Raw genomic sequence first — 17,571 nt, 5'->3', positions numbered from 1 at the left:
CCGCACGGGGATTACTGGGCGATGACGCCGTCAGCCTTCAGCTTGTCGAACTGGGCGAAGACGGCTTCCTGCTGCTCTGCGACCCAGTCGGTGACCTCCTGGGGGCCGAGCCAGCCGGGCGTCACGCCGACCTTGGAGACCCATTCCTGGAACTCCTCGCCTTCCAGCGCCTGCTGGTAGGCCTCGGCCAGCCTGGCGACGACGTCATCCGGGGTCTTGGCCGGCGCGGCGACGATGATGAAGCTGCCGGACCGCAGGTCGAGACCGGCGGACTTGGCGTCGGGAACGTCGCTGTAGGTCGGGTTCGGCGCGTCGGAGAACTCGACCAGCCCGCGTGCGTCGCCCTCGTCGAGGAGGTTGGCGAAATCGCCGAGGCTGGTGACGGCGATCACGACCTCGCCCGACAGCATGGCCTCCTTCTGGGGACCGGCACCGCCCGGATAGGGGATGAGGTCGAGATCGATGCCGGCGAGCTTCTCCAGTTCGAGCATCGCCAGATGGGTGCGCGAGCCGGTGTTCTGGATCGCCACCTTGACGTCGCCCGGCGCGTCCTTGGCGGCGGCGATCAGGTCGTCGATGGTCTGGTAGGGCGCATCGTCTGCGACGATGATGGCGTCCGACTCGTTGGTCAGGCGGCCGATCATCTGCAGCTTGTCGAGCTCGTAGCCCGGCAGCAGCTGCTGGTAGGGCACGGTGATGACGCTGTCATAGGTCAGGACGCCGATCGTGTAGCCGTCCGGGCGTGCCGACATGACGTTCATGATGCCGTTGGCGCTCATGCCGCCCTCGACATTCTCCACATAGATGGTCTGGCCGAGCTCCTTCTCGGCGATCGCGCTGACCTTGCGCGAGATGCCGTCGGTGCCGCCGCCGGCGCCCCAGGGCACGACGAGGCGGATGTCCTTGGTGGGGTAGTCCTGAGCCGCGGTCGGCGCGGCGATGGCCACGATGGCTGCGGTCGCCGCCGTGGCGGCAAGGGTCCTGAGATGATGCATGCGTCTGTCCTCCCATGTTGAAACTGAAGGGGTCGCCCCCGTTGCCTCGATCCGGCGCCGCGTGCCGCCGGACCGTCTTCCCCGATTCCTGCGACCGTCCCCGCGGGGCGGCGCCCGGCCGTCAGGCGGCCTCGGCCAGCCGCGCCTCGACCCTTGCCACCAGCGCGTCGATCTCGCGATGGTCCTCGGCGGTCAGAGCCGGTCCGGGCTGGCGCATGGTGGCGTGACGGATGGCGCCGCGCCGCCGCATGACCTCCTTGCGGGCCGCCACGCCCCAGAAGCCCATCGCCTCGTAGCGCAGCAGCGGCAGGTAGCGTTCGAAGAGATCGTTCGCCGCGTCCGTGTCGCCCTGTATGTGCAGGCGGTACACGCCCGACAGCATCTCCGGATAGGAAAAGCCGGCCATCGGCCCGTCGACGCCGCGCGCCAGTTCGAGCGGCAGATACATGGCGTTGTTGCCGGTCAGGATGGCGACGCGGCGGCCGCCGCCCTGGCGCAGTCGGGTGATCTTGTTGAGGCTCGGCAGGTCTTCCTGCTTGATCGCCTGGATCTGCGGATGACGCTCGACCAGCGACAGGATCGCCGGCACCGACATGCCGACATTGGTCGCGCCGGGGAAATCCTGTAGCACCACCGGCACGTCGCCGATGGCGGTGAAGACGTGATCGAAATAGCGGGCGAGCTCGTCGTCGGTGCGGATGCCGCTGGCTGGCGCGATCATCACGCCCGCGGCGCCCGCGTCCATCACCTTCGCGGTGAGCTGGGAAAGCTGGGCGAGGTTGGGGCTGCTCACCCCGACGATGACCGGCCGGCCGCCGGCGCGGGCGATGTAGCGCTTGGCGACGGCCAGCGACTCCGTCTCCGTCAGCTTGCCGGCCTCGCCGCTGACGCCCAGCACGGTGAAGCCATCCGCGCCATGGCGGCAGTAGAAGTCGACCAGCGTGTCGACGCTCGCAAGGTCGACCCCGGCGTCCGCGTCGAACGGCGTCTGGGCGACGATGTAGACGCCCTTCATGGCTGCGAGCATTGTGCCTCCCGGCGTGCCTTGAATTCGCATGGCAGATGCGGCGGCCCGTCTCCCTGCCGCTCATCATATGATCTCTTGCCGATGCCATATGATCACTGCATAAAGACACTGATGGTTCGGCCTGTCAATCGGCCGGGACGGTCACTGGCGGACGACGCTCGCGCGCCGCCGCCGGTGCAGCACAGCGGGGACGCATGGCAGACGCGATCGAAATCGTCTTTCACGGGCGCAATGCCGCCTCCTTCGTCGAAGGCTTCGACGCCCTGCTCGAGGTTGAGGCGAGGATTCGCCTTGTGCCGGACGAGCCGGCGACTGAGGCCGATGCGGAGGCGCTGCGCCGGGCCGACGTGATCATCGGCAATCGCTTCCAGGCTTTGCAGCCAAGGCCGGAGCGGCTGCGGCTCTATCACGTCTCGGCCACGGGAACCGACGGCATCGCCCTCGACGCGCTGCCGTCTGGCGCGACCGTCTGCAATTGCTATGGGCACGAGCCCGCCATGGCCGAATATGTGATGGCGGCGCTCCTGTCCCATCAGGTGAAGCTGTTCGATGCCGACCGGCGCCTGCGCAAGGGCGAGTGGCCCTACCGCGCCGGTGCGGCGGCCAACATTCATGGCGAGATCGGCGGCAGGACGCTGGGGCTGCTCGGCTTCGGCCATATCGGCCGGGCGGTCGTAGCCCGTGCCAAGGCATTCGGCATGGCCGTCCACGTCGCCAATCGCAGCCGGGTGCCGGTGGCCGGCGACGTGGACGCCAGCCACGGCCTCGACGATCTGTCGGCGTTCTACGCCGCGGCGGACTTCGTCGTTGTGTCGCTGCCACTGCTGCTTGAGACGCGCGGGCTCGTCGATGCGGCCGCCTTCGACCAGATGCGACCCGATGCGGTGCTGGTGAATGTCGGGCGCGGCCCGGTGGTGGACGAGGCGGCGTTGTACGAGGCCCTGTCCCATCGCCGCATCGGCGGGGCCGTCATCGACACCTGGTACCGCTATCCGGGGGCCGAAGGCGATGTGACGGCGCCGTCCCGCTTCGATTTCGCGGCACTCGAGAATGTGGTGATGACCCCGCACATGTCGGCCTGGACGGACGGCACCATAAGACGGCGCCAGGCGACCATGGCGGACAACATCAACCGCCATTTCACCGGCCGGGCATGCAGCAACGTCGTGCGTCCTGCCGGCTGAGCTCTCGCACAATTCACCGGAACGGCGGGCGTGCGACGAAAGCCGTGATCGTGGTCATCGACGCGGTATGTCATCATATGTTGAGGTGGCGACGCGCGCGAACTGCATGGCACGATGCAGAGCCGCAGATGGCGACCCCAAGGCGGATCGCAGGGAGGAAGCAGGCAGGGTGGTGACAGGACAAGCCAAGGACAGCCGGCCGCTGACGGTGCGCGTCACGGAGGAATTGCGCGAGCGGATCGAAGCCGGCGACTACGCCCCGGGCGACAAGCTGCCGACCGAGCCGGTGCTGGTCGAGCGTTTCGGCTACAGCCGGACGGTGATCCGCGAGGCGATCGCGGCGCTGCGCGCCGACGGCCTGGTGGAATCGCGGCAGGGCGTCGGTGTCTTCGTGCTGGGTCCGCGCCAGCGCGAGCAGTTGCCGACGCTGTTTGCCGATGCGACCGACAAGATTTCCGACATCATCGAGGAGCTGGAGCTGCGGCTGGGCATCGAGGTCGAGGCCGCGGGGCTTGCGGCGCTGCGCAGTTCGCCGGCCCAGGAGGCGGAGATCCAGGCACAGCTCGAAAGCTTCGAGCGGTTGGTGGCGGAGGGGCGCCCGACCGACAACGCCGATTTCGCCTTCCACATGACCATCGCCACGGCGACCAATAACCAACGCTTCAAGGCGTTTCTGGAGCATGTCGGCCGGCGGATCATCCCGCGGGTCAAGTTTCGTAAGGCGATGGGCGGCATAGATCCGCTGCCGAACCGGGACGAACAGCTCCTAGCCGAGCACACGCAGGTGGCCGAGGCGATCTGGGCGCGCGATCCCGAGGCCGCCCGCGACGCCATGCGGCGCCATCTGCAGGGCGGCATCAAGCGCTACCGCGCCATCACCCGCGCGACCCGGCCGGCGCCCGCCAGCGATTGACAGCAGGGCTCAAGTCATCATACGTCATCTGCGAGACGTCGTATGATTGGAGAGCCCATGTCGCCCAGTGAACTCAAGCGCCGGCTGGCTTCCGGCCTGCTGTCCTTCCCGGTCACGCATTTCCACGAGGACCTGTCGCTCGACCTGGACAGCTACCGCAGTCACGTCGAATGGCTGGCCGGCTTCGATGCCGCGGCGCTGTTCGCGGCCGGCGGCACCGGCGAGTTCTTCTCGCTGTCGCCGGAAGAGGTCGGCACGGTGACGGCGGCGGCCAAGGACGTCGCCGGCGACGTGCCGATCATCGCCGGCTGCGGCTATGGCGGCGAACTGGCCCGCGACATCGCGCGGCGCGCCGAAGCCGCCGGGGCCGACGGCCTGCTGCTGCTGCCGCATTACCTGATCGGTGCGCCCCAGGAAGGCCTTTTCCGGCACATCAAGTCGGTCTGCGACGCGACCGGGCTCGGTGTCATCGTCTACAACCGCGCCAATTCCATCGTCACCGCCGACACGCTAGCGCGGCTGGCCGATGCCTGCCCGAACCTCGTCGGCTTCAAGGACGGCACCGGCCAGATCGGCGTCGTGCGGCAGATCACCGCCAAGCTCGGCGACCGCTTCTGCTATATCGGCGGCATGCCGACCCACGAATTGTTCGCCGAGGCCTACAACGCCATCGGCGTCACCACCTATTCCTCGGCGGTGTTCAATTTCGTGCCGGAGCTGGCGCAGCGCTTCTACCGCGCGATGCGGGCCGACGACACGGCGACCATGGCAACGATCCTCGACGAGTTCTTCTTCCCCTTCGCCAAGATCCGCGACCGCGAGGTCGGCTATCCGGTGTCGATCATCAAGGCGGGTGTCGAACTGATCGGCCGTGGCTCCGGCCCGGTCCGGCCGCCGCTCACCGATCTGACGGCCGAGGAGAAGACGATGCTGAAGGCGCTGATCTAGCGCGTCTTCAGGTCGCGATCGGTTCAGACCTGCCGGGCGGCTCCGCGATCGCGGGGCCGTTCTGCGTCGGGCGGTCAGTCGCCTGGGGTCGGCAGGCCGGCCTCGTAGCGGATCGGCGTGCCGTGGGGGGTGGCCTCGGCGGCGCGGTGCCAGACGGCCTGCGCCGCATCGACGGCATCGGCGCTCACCAGCGCCCGCGCCGTGAGGATCTCTTCGAGCGCCGCGAGCCAGGCGGTGAAATAGGCGTCGGCTGTGGCTTCGGGTGAGGGGCCGCCGGCGGGCAGTCTGGCGCAGGCGCGGCCGAGCGCGGCGGCCCAGTCGGTCCAGGCGAGGATGCCGCGCTCGTTCAGCGCGACGGTCATGGCGAAGGCCTTGGCCTGCCAGGGCGCGAAGAAGACGGGCTCACCCGCCGCGTCGCGCGGCAGGCCCGGCGAGGCCGCGGCAATGCCGGTCTCAGGCGTGCTCAAGATAGGGCTCCCAGGCATCGATGGAGACGGTGTCGTCGGGCGAGGCGTCGCCGCCCCACAGCGTAAATGCGTCGAAGACCACGGTGTAGAGCCAGTGCGCGACATGGTCGTCGCCCTTGGCGCTGGCATCGGCGAAGACATGGAAGCCCTGCACGCGCTCGATGGTGCCGGTCTTTTCGCGGGCATAGGCGGGCAGGCGGATGTGATGGCGCGGCTGCAGGTTCAGCGTGCGGACCCTGTCGCCCGGCGCGAAGTCGGGGGCGCTGCCCTCGGGGTCGCGGTTGGCCGGACTGCCCTTGGCGAGAGCCGGCGCAACGGCGTCGGCCTTCAGGACGCGGTTCGGCGGCACGGTCAGATCAAGGGGCCGGCCGGCGCGCAATTCGCGATAGCTGATGAGACCGTGGCGCAGGAGCAGCGTCTCGAGGCCCTTGGTCCAGATCTCGTAATAGGACGAACCGTAATAGTCGGCCGGGTGGCGATCCTCCCGGGCGGCGCGGCTTTCGTCGATCGACCAATGGCCCATCGCGCCGGCGGCGAGCGTCAGGGCGAGGGCACGGCGCTCCCAGGGCGCATGGAACAGCGGCTCGTCCGCCTCCGGCGCGATGGGCCCGAAGCCGTGCCGACCGCCGAGATCGTGGGGGCCGTTCATGCCGGCGTCTCCGGCGCGGCATGCGGGCCGAGGTCACGCTCGGTGCCGATCATGGAATTGCGGGTGACGAGGGCGGCGAGCGCCGCGTCCGACAGGCCGTCGGTGCCGGCCGGGCGCTCGGGCACGACGAGGTAGCGCAACTCGGCGGTCGAGTCCCAGACCCGCACCGAAACGTCGTCCGGCAGCGCGACGCCGAATTCGCGCAGGACGCCGCGCGGATCGGAGACGGCGCGCGAGCGATAGGGCGGCGACTTGTACCAGACCGGCGGCAGGCCGAGCACGGACCAGGGATAGCAGGAGCACAGGGTGCAGACGACGAGGTTGTGGCGCTCGGGCGTGTTGAACACCGCCTGCATGTGCTCGCCCTGGCGGCCGGTGAAGCCGAGCGAGGCGATGGCGGCGGTGGCGTCGCGCGCCAGCCAGTCGGCGTAGGCCGGGTCGCTCCAGGCCTTGGCGACGACGCTGGCGCCGTTGCGCGGCCCGACCTTGGTCTCGTAGGTGTCGATGATGGCGTCGAGGGCGTCCGGGTCGACCATGCCCTTCTCGGTCAGGATCGTCTCCAGCGCCATGACCCGGGCGGTCATCGGGTCGAGATGGTTGTCGTGATCATGATCGTGGTGATGGCCGTGGGCGTGATGATCACCGTCCCTGCCGTGCGATCCCGTCATGGTTCCTCCCGGATCTGTCTTCGCGGGCCTCGCCGTGCATCGACCGGTGTCGCGGCCTTGCGCCGGCGTCCGCGCGCCCTGCTGCGATGATAAGCCCGGCAGGGGGAATTACCACCCGTTCCGGGACCCGTGCGGAAGCGTGCAGCGCATAGCGGAGGGCGGCTCGCATTCCCCCGTTGACCCGGACGGGTGTTGAGGCGCACCACAGGCCGATGGAGCGACGTGGCGGCGCAGGCACGGCCCGCCGCTCAAGCCCGATACCCGGAGTTCTGCAGCCATGACCGTCCAGCCGAATTCGATCGAGGGACGCGATATCGCGTTCCATCTCCACAGCTACACCAATGCCCGCAAGCACGAGGCCAACGGTCCGATCGTCATGGAATCAGGCGAGGGGGTGCATGTCACCGACACCGACGGCAATCGCTATATCGAGGCGATGTCGGGGCTCTGGTCGGTGGCCGTCGGCTTCGGTGAACAGCGGCTGGTGGATGCCGCCGCGCGGCAGATGCAGAAGCTGAACTACTACCACACCTTCACCCACAAATCGCACGGCCCGGCCATCGAACTGGCCGAGAAGCTGGTGGGCATGGCGCCGGTGCCGATGTCGAAGGCGTATTTCACCAATTCCGGCTCCGAAGCCAACGACACGATGATGAAGCTGGTGCGCTACCGCTCCAACGCGCTCGGCCAGCCGCAGAAGAAGAAGATCATCAGCCGGACCCGCGGCTATCACGGCGTGACGCTGGCCTCGGCGAGCCTGACCGGCCTGCCGAACAATCATCGCGCCTTCGACCTGCCGATGCCGGGCGTCCTGCACACGACCTGCCCGCATTACTGGCGCGAGGGCCGCGACGGCGAGAGCGAGGAGGCCTTCGCGACGCGCTGCGCCGAGGATCTGGACGCGATGATCCAGGCCGAGGGGCCGGACACGGTCGCCGCCTTCATCGCCGAGCCGGTGATGGGCGCAGGCGGCGTCGTGGTGCCGCCGGCGACCTACTGGGAAAAGATCCAGGCGGTGCTGAAGCGCTACGACATTCTGCTCGTCGCCGACGAGGTGATCTGCGGCTTCGGGCGCACCGGCCAGATGTTCGGCAGCCAGACCTACGGCATCGAGCCCGACATCATGACGCTCTCCAAGGCGCTGTCGTCGTCCTATCTGCCGATCTCGGCGCTGCTGATCAACGAGCGGGTCTATGCGCCGGTGGCCGACCAGTCGTCCGAGATCGGCACCTTCGGCCATGGCTATACGGCGTCCGGGCATCCGGTGGCGGCGGCCGTCGCGCTGGAAAACCTGAAGATCATCGAGGAGCGCGATCTCGTCGCCAATGCGCGCGAGATGGGCGAGGTCATGCAGGCCGGTTTGCGCACGCTCGCCGATCATCCGCTGGTCGGCGAAGTGCGCGGCGTCGGGCTGATCGCCGCGATCGAACTCGTCACCGACAAGGCCGCCAAGCTCTCCGCCCAGCCGCCGGGAGACCTTGCCGCGCGCGGCTTCGCCATCATGCAGAAGAACGGCGTCATTTCCCGCGCCATGGGCGACGCGCTGGCCTTCTGCCCGCCACTGATCGTCGAGAAGCAGCATATCGACACGATCGTCGAGACCACCGCCCGCAGCCTCGACGAATTGCAGGCGAGCCTCTGAGGGCACGCCCTCGCACGTCACGACGGTCGGCCCCGCATCCGATCGGTACGGGGCCGCCTGCCTGCGTCTGCGCTTGTGTCAGGCGGCGCCGGCCGGCGGCTGCGAACGGCGCAGAAGGTCGGCCAGCGCCTCGAAGTCGCGGCGGCGGGCGGTCGATGGGCGGAAGGCGAGGGCGATGGTGCGGTAGGGCGTCGGCGCCTCGAAGGGCAGGATGGCGATGCCGCCGCTGCGGGTCTCGTCGGGAATGGCCATCTCGGGAATCAGCGTCGCTCCGAGCCCGCCCGACACCATGCGCAGGATCGTCGTCAGGCTGGTGGCGCCGAGCCCGGCCATCTCGCCGGCATCGGCGATGCGGCAGATGTCCAGCGCCTGCGCCCGCAGGCAGTGGCCTTCCTCGAGGAGAATCAGTCGCTCGTTGCGCAGGGCCGACAGGGGCACGGGCTGCGGCAGGCGCGAGGCCTCGGCGGCCGGCAGCGCCAGGTAGAAGCGATCCTCGAACAGCGCGATCGATTCGAGCAGCGGGTCGTCCAGCGGCAGCGCGACGACGGCGCAGTCGATCTCGCCGACCGCCAGATCCGCGACCAGCCGGTCGGTGACGCTCTCGCGAATCTCGCATACGAGGCTCGGATATTCGCTCGCCAGCGCCTGCAGGAAGGTCGGCAGCACGTAAGGGGCGACCGAGGCGATCATGCCGAGGCGCAGCCGCCGCGACAGCAGCGTCTCGCCGCTGGTCGCAAGGCTTTCCAGCTCCTGCATCTCGGCGAGGATGCGGCGCACGCGGGCGCCGATGAGGGCGCCGTCGCTGGTCAGGGTCACGCCGGAGGATGCGCGCTGGAACAGCGGTCCGCCGAAGAATTCCTCCATCTGGGCGATCTGCGCCGAGAGGGCCGGTTGGCTGATGTTGAGGCGCTTGGCGGCTTGCCCGAAATGCAGGGTTTCGCTGAGCGTGCTGAAATAGCGGATCTGTCGGATGGTGAGCATGCGCGATAGGATAAACTGATTGGCGCCGCATGGAAATACGATTGGAGATTATGGGGCGCATCCCTATTATCGGTCTGGAAGAATTCCAAACACGGCGAAGGGAGGCCACACATGGCTGATCGCGAGAGACTGACGACAACGGCTGGCGCGCCGGTGTCCAGCAACCAGAACTCCAAGACGGTCGGACCGCGCGGTCCGGTGCTGCTCGAGGACTTCCAGCTGATCGAGAAGCTGGCGCATCAGAACCGCGAGCGCGTTCCCGAGCGCGTGGTCCACGCCAAGGGCTGGGGCGCCTTCGGTTCGCTGACGGTGACTGAGGACATCACCAAATACAGCCGCGCCAAGGTGTTCCGTCCGGGCTCCAAGACCGACATGCTGGCCCGCTTCTCGACCGTTGCCGGCGAGCAGGGCGCGGCCGATGCCGAGCGCGACGTGCGCGGCTTCGCGCTGAAGTTCTACACCGAGGAAGGCAACTGGGACCTCGTCGGCAACAACACCCCGGTGTTCTTCGTCGCCGACCCGTACAAGTTCCCGGACTTCATCCATACGCAGAAGCGCCATCCGCGCACCAATCTGCGTTCGGCGACCGCCATGTGGGACTTCTGGTCGCTCTGCCCGGAATCGCTGCACCAGGTGACGATCCTGATGTCCGACCGCGGCATCCCGACCGACCCGAGCCGCATGAACGGCTACGGCAGCCACACCTTCTCGCTGTGGAACGACCAGGGCGAGCGCTTCTGGGTGAAGTTCCACTTCAAGACCCAGCAGGGCCATGAGCACTTCGTCAACGAAGAGGCCGAGAAGGTCATCGCCAAGTCGCGCGAGAGCTACCAGGAAGCCCTCTACGGCATGATCGAGGACGGCCGCTTCCCGAAGTGGACCATGTACATCCAGGTCATGCCCGAGGGTGAAGAGGTCCAGTTCGAGGAGAAGACCGGCTGGAGCGCCTTCGACCTGACCAAGGTCTGGCCGCATGGCATGTACCCGCTGATCAAGGTCGGCGAGATGGAGCTGAACCGCAATCCGGAGAACTATTTCTCCGATATCGAGCAGTCGGCCTTCAACCCGTCCAACGTCGTTCCGGGCATCGGCTTCTCGCCGGACAAGATGCTGCAGGGTCGCCTGTTCTCCTATCCGGACGCGCATCGCTACCGGATCGGCACGCATTACGACGCGCTGCCGGTGAACAAGCCGAAGAGCCCGGTGCATCACTATCACCGCGACGGCGAGATGCCGTTCGGCCTGCGCACCAACCCGGACGCCTATTACGAGCCGAACAGCTTCGGCGGTCCGGTCGAGGATCCGAGCGTCGAGGAGCCGCCGCATCGCTACAGCGGTCAGGTGGGTCGCTACGACTTCCGTGGCGAGGCCGACCATTACAGCCAGCCGCGGGCGCTGTTCGAGATGTTCGACGCCGGCCAGCGTGAGCGGCTGTGCGCCAACATCGCCGGTGCGATGCAGGGCGTGCCGCAGTTCATCGTCGATCGCCAGCTGGCGCATTTCGACAAGGTGCATGCCGAGTACGGCGCGGGCGTCCGCAAGGCGATCGAAGCGCAGACGCGCGACGATGCCGAGGCGAGCCTCAGCACCAGCCACAGCGCCGCTGCGGAGTAACCGGACGCCATTGTCCGTGACATGAAACGTCGGCGCTATATGCGCCGGACGGAGAGGGCCGGGAGCGATCCCGGCCCTTTTTGCTTGCGGGGGTGCCGTCGCGTGGTGCAGGACTGCGCTCAATCCGCGAGGCATGCGACCGAAGACGACCTGTCGAACCGACGGGCCACCGGTCGGCTATTCGGCCTGCGCACGGAACGCCCGGCATCGTCCGGCAAGACACAGCAAGGATACGATCATGCGCCTGGGCGGCAGGATGGCAGCGGCCATCGAGATTCTGGCCGATATCGAGGCACGGCGCCGGCCGGTGGCCGATGCCCTGAAGGACTGGGGGCTTTCCCATCGCTTCGCCGGCTCGGGCGATCGGGCCGCCATCGGCAACATCGTCTATGACGTGCTGCGGCGGCGGCGCTCGCTGGCCTGGCGCATGGAAGACGAGACGCCGACGGCCATGGTCTTTGCCGCGATCCTCGACAGCAAGGGCATGGGCGTCAAGGATCTGGCCATCGCGCTGGATGGCGACCGCTTCGCGCCCCAGATGCCGTCGACCGACGATTTCGCCGCCTTCCGCACCCGCGAGCTGAGCGCGGCGCCCGGCGCCGTGCAGGCTGACGTGCCGGACTGGCTGGCGACCCGGCTGGAAGCCGCCTTCGGCGAGGATTGGATCGCGGAGGCGGCGGCCCTGTCCGACCGTCCGCCGCTGGACATGCGCGTCAACACGCTGCGCGCCGATCGCGACAAGGTCGCCAAGGCGCTGACGCCCTTTGCCGCGACCGCCACGGCGCTGGCGCCGCAGGGCCTGCGCGTCCCGCCGATCGCCGGCGACGGTCGCCATCCCAATGTGCAGGTGGAGGCCGGCTTCCAGAAGGGCTGGTTCGAGATCCAGGACGAGGGCTCGCAGATCGTCGCGCTTCTGGCGGGGGCAGCCCCCGGCATGCAGGTGCTGGATTTCTGCGCCGGCGCCGGCGGCAAGACGCTGGCACTGGCCGCGTCCATGGAGAATACCGGCCAGATCCACGCCTATGACAGCGATCGCCAGCGGCTGGCGCCGATCCACGACCGGCTGAAGCGGGCCGAGGTCCGCAACGTCCAGGTCCATGCGCCGCGCGACGATATCGGCGAGCTGGAGGGCCGGATGGACCTGGTGCTGGTCGATGCGCCCTGCACCGGCACCGGCACATGGCGTCGCCGCCCGGACGCCAAGTGGCGGCTGGCCGAGCGCCAGCTCGACAAGCGGCTGGAAGAGCAGGACGCGGTGCTCGACGCGGCGGCGCGCTTCGTCAAGCCCGGCGGCCGGCTGGTCTACATTACCTGTTCGCTGCTGCCCGAGGAGAACGGTGCCCGCGTCGCGGCCTTCTTGGAACGTGATGCGGGTGCTCAGTTCAAGGTCGCCGATGCCACGGGACGCTGGGCCGAGGCCCTGCCGGAGGCGCCGAAGGCCTACCATGCCAGCCCGCTCGGCGACGGCACGACGCTGACGCTGACGCCGCGCACCACCGGCACCGACGGCTTCTTCTTCGCGGTCCTGGAGCGTCGCTGATGCGGGCCTATGTGGCTCTGCCGCTGTTCCTCGCTTTGACCGTGGGCGGCGGCGCGCTGGTAGGTGCGGCGACGGCGCCCGGCGAATGGTATCAGGCATTGCAGAAGCCCTGGTTCAATCCGCCGGGCTGGGTCTTCGGACCGACCTGGGGCATGCTCTACGTTCTGATCGGCATCGCCGGCTGGCGCGTCTGGCATCGGGGCGAGCTGCAGGCCGCGCGGGTCTGGTGGGTGCAGCTCGGCCTCAACTTCATCTGGCCGTTCCTGTTCTTCGCCGCGCAGATGCCCGGCCTTGCGCTGGTCGAGATCGTCGCGCTGTTCGCAGCGATCTGCGGCTTCGTCGCCTATACCTGGCGCGAGGATCGCGTCTCGGCGCTGCTGTTCCTGCCCTATGGCGCCTGGGTCGCCTATGCGACGCTTCTCAACGCCGCCATCTGGTGGTTGAACTGAGAAGACCATCGCCGGGCGCCCACGCTCGGAGCACCGGACGGACGGCAGCATGAGCGACTACGACCCGACGAAGATCGACGCCGCGACGGAAGAGCTGGGCGGCGCCCGGGTGCTGTTCGTCATGGCGGCCCCGGCCGAATACGGCCCGGCGCTGCGCCGCCGCATCGCGCCCCTGATGACCGGGGTCGGGCCGATCGAGGCGGCACTCGGCACCGGCATCGCCCTGCATGCGCTGACACTGGCGGGCCATCGCCCGGACCTCGTGGTCTCGCTCGGCTCGGCGGGCTCGCGCACGCTCGAACAGGGCGAGATCTATCAGGTGTCGTCGGTCGCCTGGCGCGACATCGACGCCTCGCCGCTGGGATTTGCCAAGGGCGTGACGCCGTTTCTCGACCATCCCGTCCACACGGCCTTGCCGACACCGGTGCCGAGCCTGCCGACGGCGCGGCTGTCGACGGGGTCCGACATCGTCTCCGGTGCGCGCTACGACGCGATCGACGCCGACATGGTGGACATGGAGACCTTCGCGGTCCTGCGCGCCTGCCAGCGCTTCGACGTCAAGCTGGTGGGCCTGCGCGGCATCTCCGACGGGGCGGGGGACCTGCATCACTACGACGACTGGACGACGCTGCTTCATGTCATCGACGAGAAGCTCGCCGATGCCGTCGACCGGCTGGAGATCGCGCTCGATTCGGGACTGCTGGACGTCGGTTCGCCCTGATCGCCGCCCGGCCCGGGGATCGGCTTCCCCGAAGCCGGGCGGCGATCGACCGGATCAGGCGGCCTTCTTGTTGACCTTGACCTCGGCGAGCTTCGACAGCTTCTCGTCGGTCGCCTTTTCCTGCTTCAGGGTTTCCTGCAGCTTTGCGACGGCGTCCTTGTGGCCGAGGGTCCCGGCCCAGGTGATCAGCGTGCCGTAGCGGGCGATCTCGTAATGCTCGACGGCCTGGGCAGCGGCGACCATCGCGGCGTCGAGGGTTTCGGGATCCTCGACCTCGTCCATCAGCTCGGTCGCCTCGTCGATGATGCCGATGATCGCGTCGCACTTCACGGCGCGGGGCTTCTTGTCGAGGCTCTCGAACACTTCCTCGAGCCGCGTCACCTGCTCCTTGGTCTCTTCGAGATGGGTCTCGAACGCGGCCTTCAGATCCTCGCTCGCCGCCTTCTTCGCCATCTTGGGGAGAACCTTGGCGATCTGTTTCTCGGCATAGTAGATGTCCTGCAGCGTGTGCAGGAAGAGGTCGTCCAGCGATTTGACGCTCATGTCAGTTGCTCCGGATCGCGGCATCAGTACCGCGGCGCCAGAACGGCCCTGCACGACCGGCGTTCCGCTTGCCGGGAGCGGTAATGCACAGGTGGCTACCGATGCGTCAGCCGCATACGGGCAATGCCGCGCGAGGTGCTGGACATTGCGCCCGTGCTTTTCTAAAGCCTCGCCATGACAGCGCACCCCGACACCGTCCTCATCGTCGACTTCGGCTCCCAGGTCACCCAGCTGATCGCGCGGCGCATCCGCGAAGCCGGCGTCTATTCCGAAATCGTGCCGTTCCAGTCGGCTGCCGAAGGCTTTCGCCGCCTGTCGCCCAAGGCCGTGATCCTGTCGGGATCGCCGGCCTCGGTGACGGACGCCGATGCCCCGACGGCGCCGACGGAAATCCTCGAGGCGGGCGTACCGGTGCTCGGCATCTGCTACGGCCAGCAGACCATGTGCGCCCAGCTCGGCGGCAATATCGAAGGCGGTCTGCATCGCGAGTTCGGCCGCTCCTTCATGGAGGTCAAGAAGGCCTCGCCGCTGTTCGAGGGCATCTGGGCCGAAGGCACCCGCCATCAGGTGTGGATGAGCCACGGCGACCGCGTCACGGCGCTGCCCGAGGGCTTCGAGATCATCGGCCAGTCGTCCGGCGCCCCCTTCGCGGCGATCGCCGACGAGGCGCGCCGCTTCTACGGCGTGCAGTTCCACCCCGAGGTGGTTCACACCCCCGACGGCGCCCGGCTTCTGTCGAACTTCGTCCACCGCATCGCCGGGCTGTCCGGCGACTGGACCATGGCGGCGTTCCGCGAGCAGGCTGTCGAGGAGATCCGCGCCAAGGTCGGCGACGGCAAGGTGATCTGCGGCCTGTCCGGCGGTGTCGATTCCTCCGTCGCGGCCGTGCTGATCCACGAGGCGATCGGCGACCAGCTGACCTGCATCTTCGTCGACCACGGCCTCTTGCGGATGAACGAGGCCGACGAGGTCGTCGCGATGTTCCGCGACCACTACAACATCCCGCTCGTCCACGTGCAGGCGCAGGACCTTTTCATCGACGCGCTGGAAGGCGAGATGGACCCGGAGGTCAAGCGCAAGACCATCGGCCGGCTGTTCATCGAGACCTTCGAGGCGGAGGCCAAGAAGATCGGCGGCGCCGATTTCCTGGCGCAGGGGACCCTCTATCCCGACGTGATCGAGAGCGTCTCCTTCACCGGCGGTCCGTCGGTGACCATCAAGTCGCACCACAATGTCGGCGGCCTGCCGGAGCGCATGAACATGCAGCTCGTCGAGCCGCTGCGCGAATTGTTCAAGGACGAGGTGCGCCTGCTCGGTCAGGAACTCGGCCTGCCGGCGCATTTCGTCGGCCGGCAGCCCTTTCCGGGACCGGGCCTCGCCATCCGCTGCCCGGGCGGCGTGACCCGCGAGAAGCTCGACATCCTGCGCCAGGCCGATGCGATCTATCTCGACGAGATCCGCAAGGCCGGTCTCTACGACGCCATCTGGCAGGCCTTCGCCGTGCTTTTGCCGGTGCAGACCGTCGGCGTGATGGGCGACGGGCGGACCTACGAATTCGTCTGCGCGCTGCGGGCCGTCACCTCGGTCGACGGCATGACCGCGGATTTCTACCATTACGACATGGACTTCCTCGGCAACACCGCGACCCGCATCATCAACGAGGTGCGCGGCATCAACCGGGTGGTCTACGACGTGACCTCGAAGCCGCCGGGCACGATCGAGTGGGAATGATGCCGCGCGCCTGACCGGGCCGCGATCGCCCGGGTCGGGCGGAGACCAGCCGACAGATGGACGAGAGATGACCGGAGCCAGCGCCGCCGCGACAGGCCGGCCGAGCACCAACATGCTCGGCATGGGGATCATGCTGTTCGGCATCTTCCTGTTCATGGTCAACGACACGCTCGGCAAATGGCTGGTCTCGACCTATTCGGTCGGCCAGGTGCTGCTGATCCGCTCGGCGGCGGCGCTGGTCATCCTGGCGCCGTTCCTCGCGCGAACGGGACTGAAACCCCTCGTGAGCCTCGAACGTCCCGGCATGCAGGTGCTGCGGGTGGTCTTTGCCACCGTCGAGGTGCTCGCCTTCTACGGCGCCGTCGCCTATCTGCCGCTCGCCGACACCATGGCCTACTGGCTGGCCGCGCCGATCTATGTGGCGGCGCTCTCGCCGATCTTCCTGAAGGAGCGCGTCGGCATAAGGCGCTGGACGGCGATCATCATCGGCTTCATCGGCGTGCTGGTGGTGCTGCAGCCGTCGCAGGCGAGCCTGACCGCGCCGGCCTTCATCGCCATCGGCGGCAGCCTGACCTTCGCGCTGATGATGATCACCGCGCGCAGCCTGCGCGGCACCTCCGACAAGGCGCTGGTCTTCTGGCAGACGGTCGGCGCGCTCGTCGGCGGGGCGATCCTGGCGCCCTTCGGCTGGGTGACGCCGGACCCAGTGGACCTGGGGCTGCTGGCGATCCTCGGCGTCGTGGCAATGGCGGCGCATATGTGCGTGACGCGGGCGTTCAAGCTCGGCGATGCCGCCGACATCGCGCCGCTGCAATACACCATGCTCGTCTGGGCGATCCTGTTCGGCTATCTGGTGTTCGGCGACGTGCCGCGCCTGACCATGCTGTTCGGCGCGGCGATCATCATGGGGGCGGGGCTGTTCATTTTCTTCCGCGAGCGCCAGCTCGCTCGAAGGGTAAGCTCGGCCCAGCCGCTGACGCCGGGCTGATCGCCCGGCGTTTGACGAGACGAGGCGGGCCGGTCAGGCCCGCAGGCCGATCAGCCGCAGCGGACCTGCGTGACGCGGTTGGCGTTGTCGGTTTCCATGTTCAGGCGGCCGGAGACGAACTCCTGGGTGACGGGCTGGTTCGGATACAGAACCCGCACGGTCTCGGCGCCGGTGGCCGCCTTTGCCGCTTCCACCGTCTCGACATTGGCGATCTCGCCGATGAGATACCGGGCCGCTTCCGGATTACAGCTGCCGATGGCCGGGCCGCCCGGCGCCAGCCGGCCGTTGGTGCCGGCGGTACCGCCGCCCGGCATCGGCGGCAATGCAGTCCCGCCGCCCATGCGGCCATCCGACTGCGCCCTCAGGCCCGCCGGATCGGGGCGCTCGGTGGCGCAGCCGGCCACCAACAGCGCGGCGCTCGTCAAAAGGGCGAGGGACATGGGGCGCATCATCGAAACATCCTTCATCATGGTCTTGCTCGGGCGGCGTGAAGACCGGCCCGATTCTGGTC

18 protein-coding genes are annotated in these 17,571 nt (G+C 68.2%); 10 read left to right on the top strand and 8 right to left on the bottom strand.

Features of this window, described 5'->3' with window-relative positions; translation table 11 throughout:
* Positions 1 to 11: 11 nt before the first annotated feature.
* Positions 12 to 995: a Bug family tripartite tricarboxylate transporter substrate binding protein gene (locus N7I30_RS05875; RefSeq protein WP_498637397.1), complete on the bottom strand. Its 984-nt coding sequence runs from the start codon at positions 993 to 995 to the stop codon at positions 12 to 14.
* Between the two features lie 121 nt (positions 996 to 1,116).
* Entirely contained in the window at positions 1,117 to 2,022 is a 906-nt protein-coding gene (locus tag N7I30_RS05870; protein WP_498637395.1) for a dihydrodipicolinate synthase family protein, read from the bottom strand.
* A 194-nt stretch (positions 2,023 to 2,216) separates the two neighbouring features.
* Here N7I30_RS05870 and N7I30_RS05865 point away from each other — a divergent pair, with 194 nt between their 5' ends.
* From N7I30_RS05865 to kdgD, 3 genes are all read left to right on the top strand, one after another.
* Complete coding sequence (locus tag N7I30_RS05865; RefSeq protein ID WP_498637393.1) at positions 2,217 to 3,206, top strand: 2-hydroxyacid dehydrogenase; 990 nt, start codon at positions 2,217 to 2,219, stop codon at positions 3,204 to 3,206.
* Positions 3,207 to 3,375: 169 nt separating this feature from the next.
* Positions 3,376 to 4,119 (top strand): FadR/GntR family transcriptional regulator, encoded by a 744-nt coding sequence (locus N7I30_RS05860; RefSeq protein WP_188074936.1) that lies wholly within the window; start codon positions 3,376 to 3,378, stop codon positions 4,117 to 4,119.
* A 57-nt stretch (positions 4,120 to 4,176) separates the two neighbouring features.
* Positions 4,177 to 5,067, top strand: a complete 891-nt coding sequence (kdgD, locus tag N7I30_RS05855; RefSeq protein WP_498637391.1) for a 5-dehydro-4-deoxyglucarate dehydratase — start codon at positions 4,177 to 4,179, stop codon at positions 5,065 to 5,067.
* A 74-nt stretch (positions 5,068 to 5,141) separates the two neighbouring features.
* Here kdgD and N7I30_RS05850 read toward each other — a convergent pair whose 3' ends face one another.
* Genes N7I30_RS05850 through nthA form a run of 3 tightly spaced genes read right to left on the bottom strand, consistent with a single transcriptional unit; the run spans position 5,142 to position 6,851 of the window.
* Positions 5,142 to 5,534, bottom strand: a complete 393-nt coding sequence (locus N7I30_RS05850) for a nitrile hydratase accessory protein (protein WP_498637389.1) — start codon at positions 5,532 to 5,534, stop codon at positions 5,142 to 5,144.
* A complete protein-coding gene (gene nthB / locus N7I30_RS05845) occupies positions 5,521 to 6,183 on the bottom strand; it encodes a nitrile hydratase subunit beta (RefSeq protein WP_498637388.1) in 663 nt (220 codons plus the stop codon). The genes N7I30_RS05850 and nthB overlap by 14 nt, the downstream gene beginning before the upstream one ends.
* Entirely contained in the window at positions 6,180 to 6,851 is a 672-nt protein-coding gene (gene nthA, locus N7I30_RS05840) for a nitrile hydratase subunit alpha (protein WP_498637386.1), read from the bottom strand. The genes nthB and nthA overlap by 4 nt, the downstream gene beginning before the upstream one ends.
* A gap of 277 nt (positions 6,852 to 7,128) precedes the next feature.
* Here nthA and N7I30_RS05835 point away from each other — a divergent pair, with 277 nt between their 5' ends.
* On the top strand, positions 7,129 to 8,493 hold the full coding sequence (locus N7I30_RS05835) for an aspartate aminotransferase family protein (RefSeq protein ID WP_498637384.1): 1,365 nt from the start codon (positions 7,129 to 7,131) through the stop codon (positions 8,491 to 8,493).
* Between the two features lie 78 nt (positions 8,494 to 8,571).
* Here N7I30_RS05835 and N7I30_RS05830 read toward each other — a convergent pair whose 3' ends face one another.
* Complete coding sequence (locus N7I30_RS05830; RefSeq protein ID WP_498637382.1) at positions 8,572 to 9,474, bottom strand: hydrogen peroxide-inducible genes activator; 903 nt, start codon at positions 9,472 to 9,474, stop codon at positions 8,572 to 8,574.
* Between the two features lie 111 nt (positions 9,475 to 9,585).
* Here N7I30_RS05830 and N7I30_RS05825 point away from each other — a divergent pair, with 111 nt between their 5' ends.
* The 4 genes from N7I30_RS05825 to N7I30_RS05810 all read left to right on the top strand — a co-directional run bounded on the left by N7I30_RS05825 (position 9,586) and on the right by N7I30_RS05810 (position 13,798).
* On the top strand, positions 9,586 to 11,088 hold the full coding sequence (locus N7I30_RS05825) for a catalase (protein ID WP_498637380.1): 1,503 nt from the start codon (positions 9,586 to 9,588) through the stop codon (positions 11,086 to 11,088).
* A gap of 238 nt (positions 11,089 to 11,326) precedes the next feature.
* Positions 11,327 to 12,628 (top strand): RsmB/NOP family class I SAM-dependent RNA methyltransferase, encoded by a 1,302-nt coding sequence (locus tag N7I30_RS05820; protein WP_498637378.1) that lies wholly within the window; start codon positions 11,327 to 11,329, stop codon positions 12,626 to 12,628.
* Positions 12,628 to 13,077 (top strand): TspO/MBR family protein, encoded by a 450-nt coding sequence (locus N7I30_RS05815; protein WP_498637376.1) that lies wholly within the window; start codon positions 12,628 to 12,630, stop codon positions 13,075 to 13,077. Before N7I30_RS05820 ends, N7I30_RS05815 begins: the two co-directional genes overlap by 1 nt.
* A gap of 49 nt (positions 13,078 to 13,126) precedes the next feature.
* Positions 13,127 to 13,798, top strand: coding sequence for a 5'-methylthioadenosine/S-adenosylhomocysteine nucleosidase (locus tag N7I30_RS05810; protein ID WP_498637374.1), 672 nt, complete (start codon positions 13,127 to 13,129; stop codon positions 13,796 to 13,798).
* Positions 13,799 to 13,852: 54 nt separating this feature from the next.
* Here N7I30_RS05810 and N7I30_RS05805 read toward each other — a convergent pair whose 3' ends face one another.
* Positions 13,853 to 14,341, bottom strand: coding sequence for a YciE/YciF ferroxidase family protein (locus N7I30_RS05805; protein WP_498637372.1), 489 nt, complete (start codon positions 14,339 to 14,341; stop codon positions 13,853 to 13,855).
* A 174-nt stretch (positions 14,342 to 14,515) separates the two neighbouring features.
* On the opposite strand from N7I30_RS05805, the gene guaA reads away from it, so the two are divergent.
* Together guaA and N7I30_RS05795 are read left to right on the top strand one after the other, a co-directional pair.
* On the top strand, positions 14,516 to 16,072 hold the full coding sequence (guaA, locus tag N7I30_RS05800; protein WP_498637370.1) for a glutamine-hydrolyzing GMP synthase: 1,557 nt from the start codon (positions 14,516 to 14,518) through the stop codon (positions 16,070 to 16,072).
* Positions 16,073 to 16,139: 67 nt separating this feature from the next.
* On the top strand, positions 16,140 to 17,060 hold the full coding sequence (locus N7I30_RS05795; RefSeq protein ID WP_498637368.1) for a DMT family transporter: 921 nt from the start codon (positions 16,140 to 16,142) through the stop codon (positions 17,058 to 17,060).
* 50 nt (positions 17,061 to 17,110) lie between these two features.
* On the opposite strand, the gene N7I30_RS05790 is transcribed toward N7I30_RS05795, so the two are convergent.
* Complete coding sequence (locus N7I30_RS05790; RefSeq protein WP_162142644.1) at positions 17,111 to 17,512, bottom strand: I78 family peptidase inhibitor; 402 nt, start codon at positions 17,510 to 17,512, stop codon at positions 17,111 to 17,113.
* Positions 17,513 to 17,571: the final 59 nt, after the last annotated feature.

This window comes from Aurantimonas litoralis, assembly GCF_026153195.1.
Classification (GTDB): Bacteria; Pseudomonadota; Alphaproteobacteria; order Rhizobiales; family Rhizobiaceae; genus Aurantimonas; species Aurantimonas coralicida.
The sequence above is the reverse complement of the archived record's forward strand: the minus strand, read 5'-3'. Positions and strand labels throughout refer to the sequence as shown.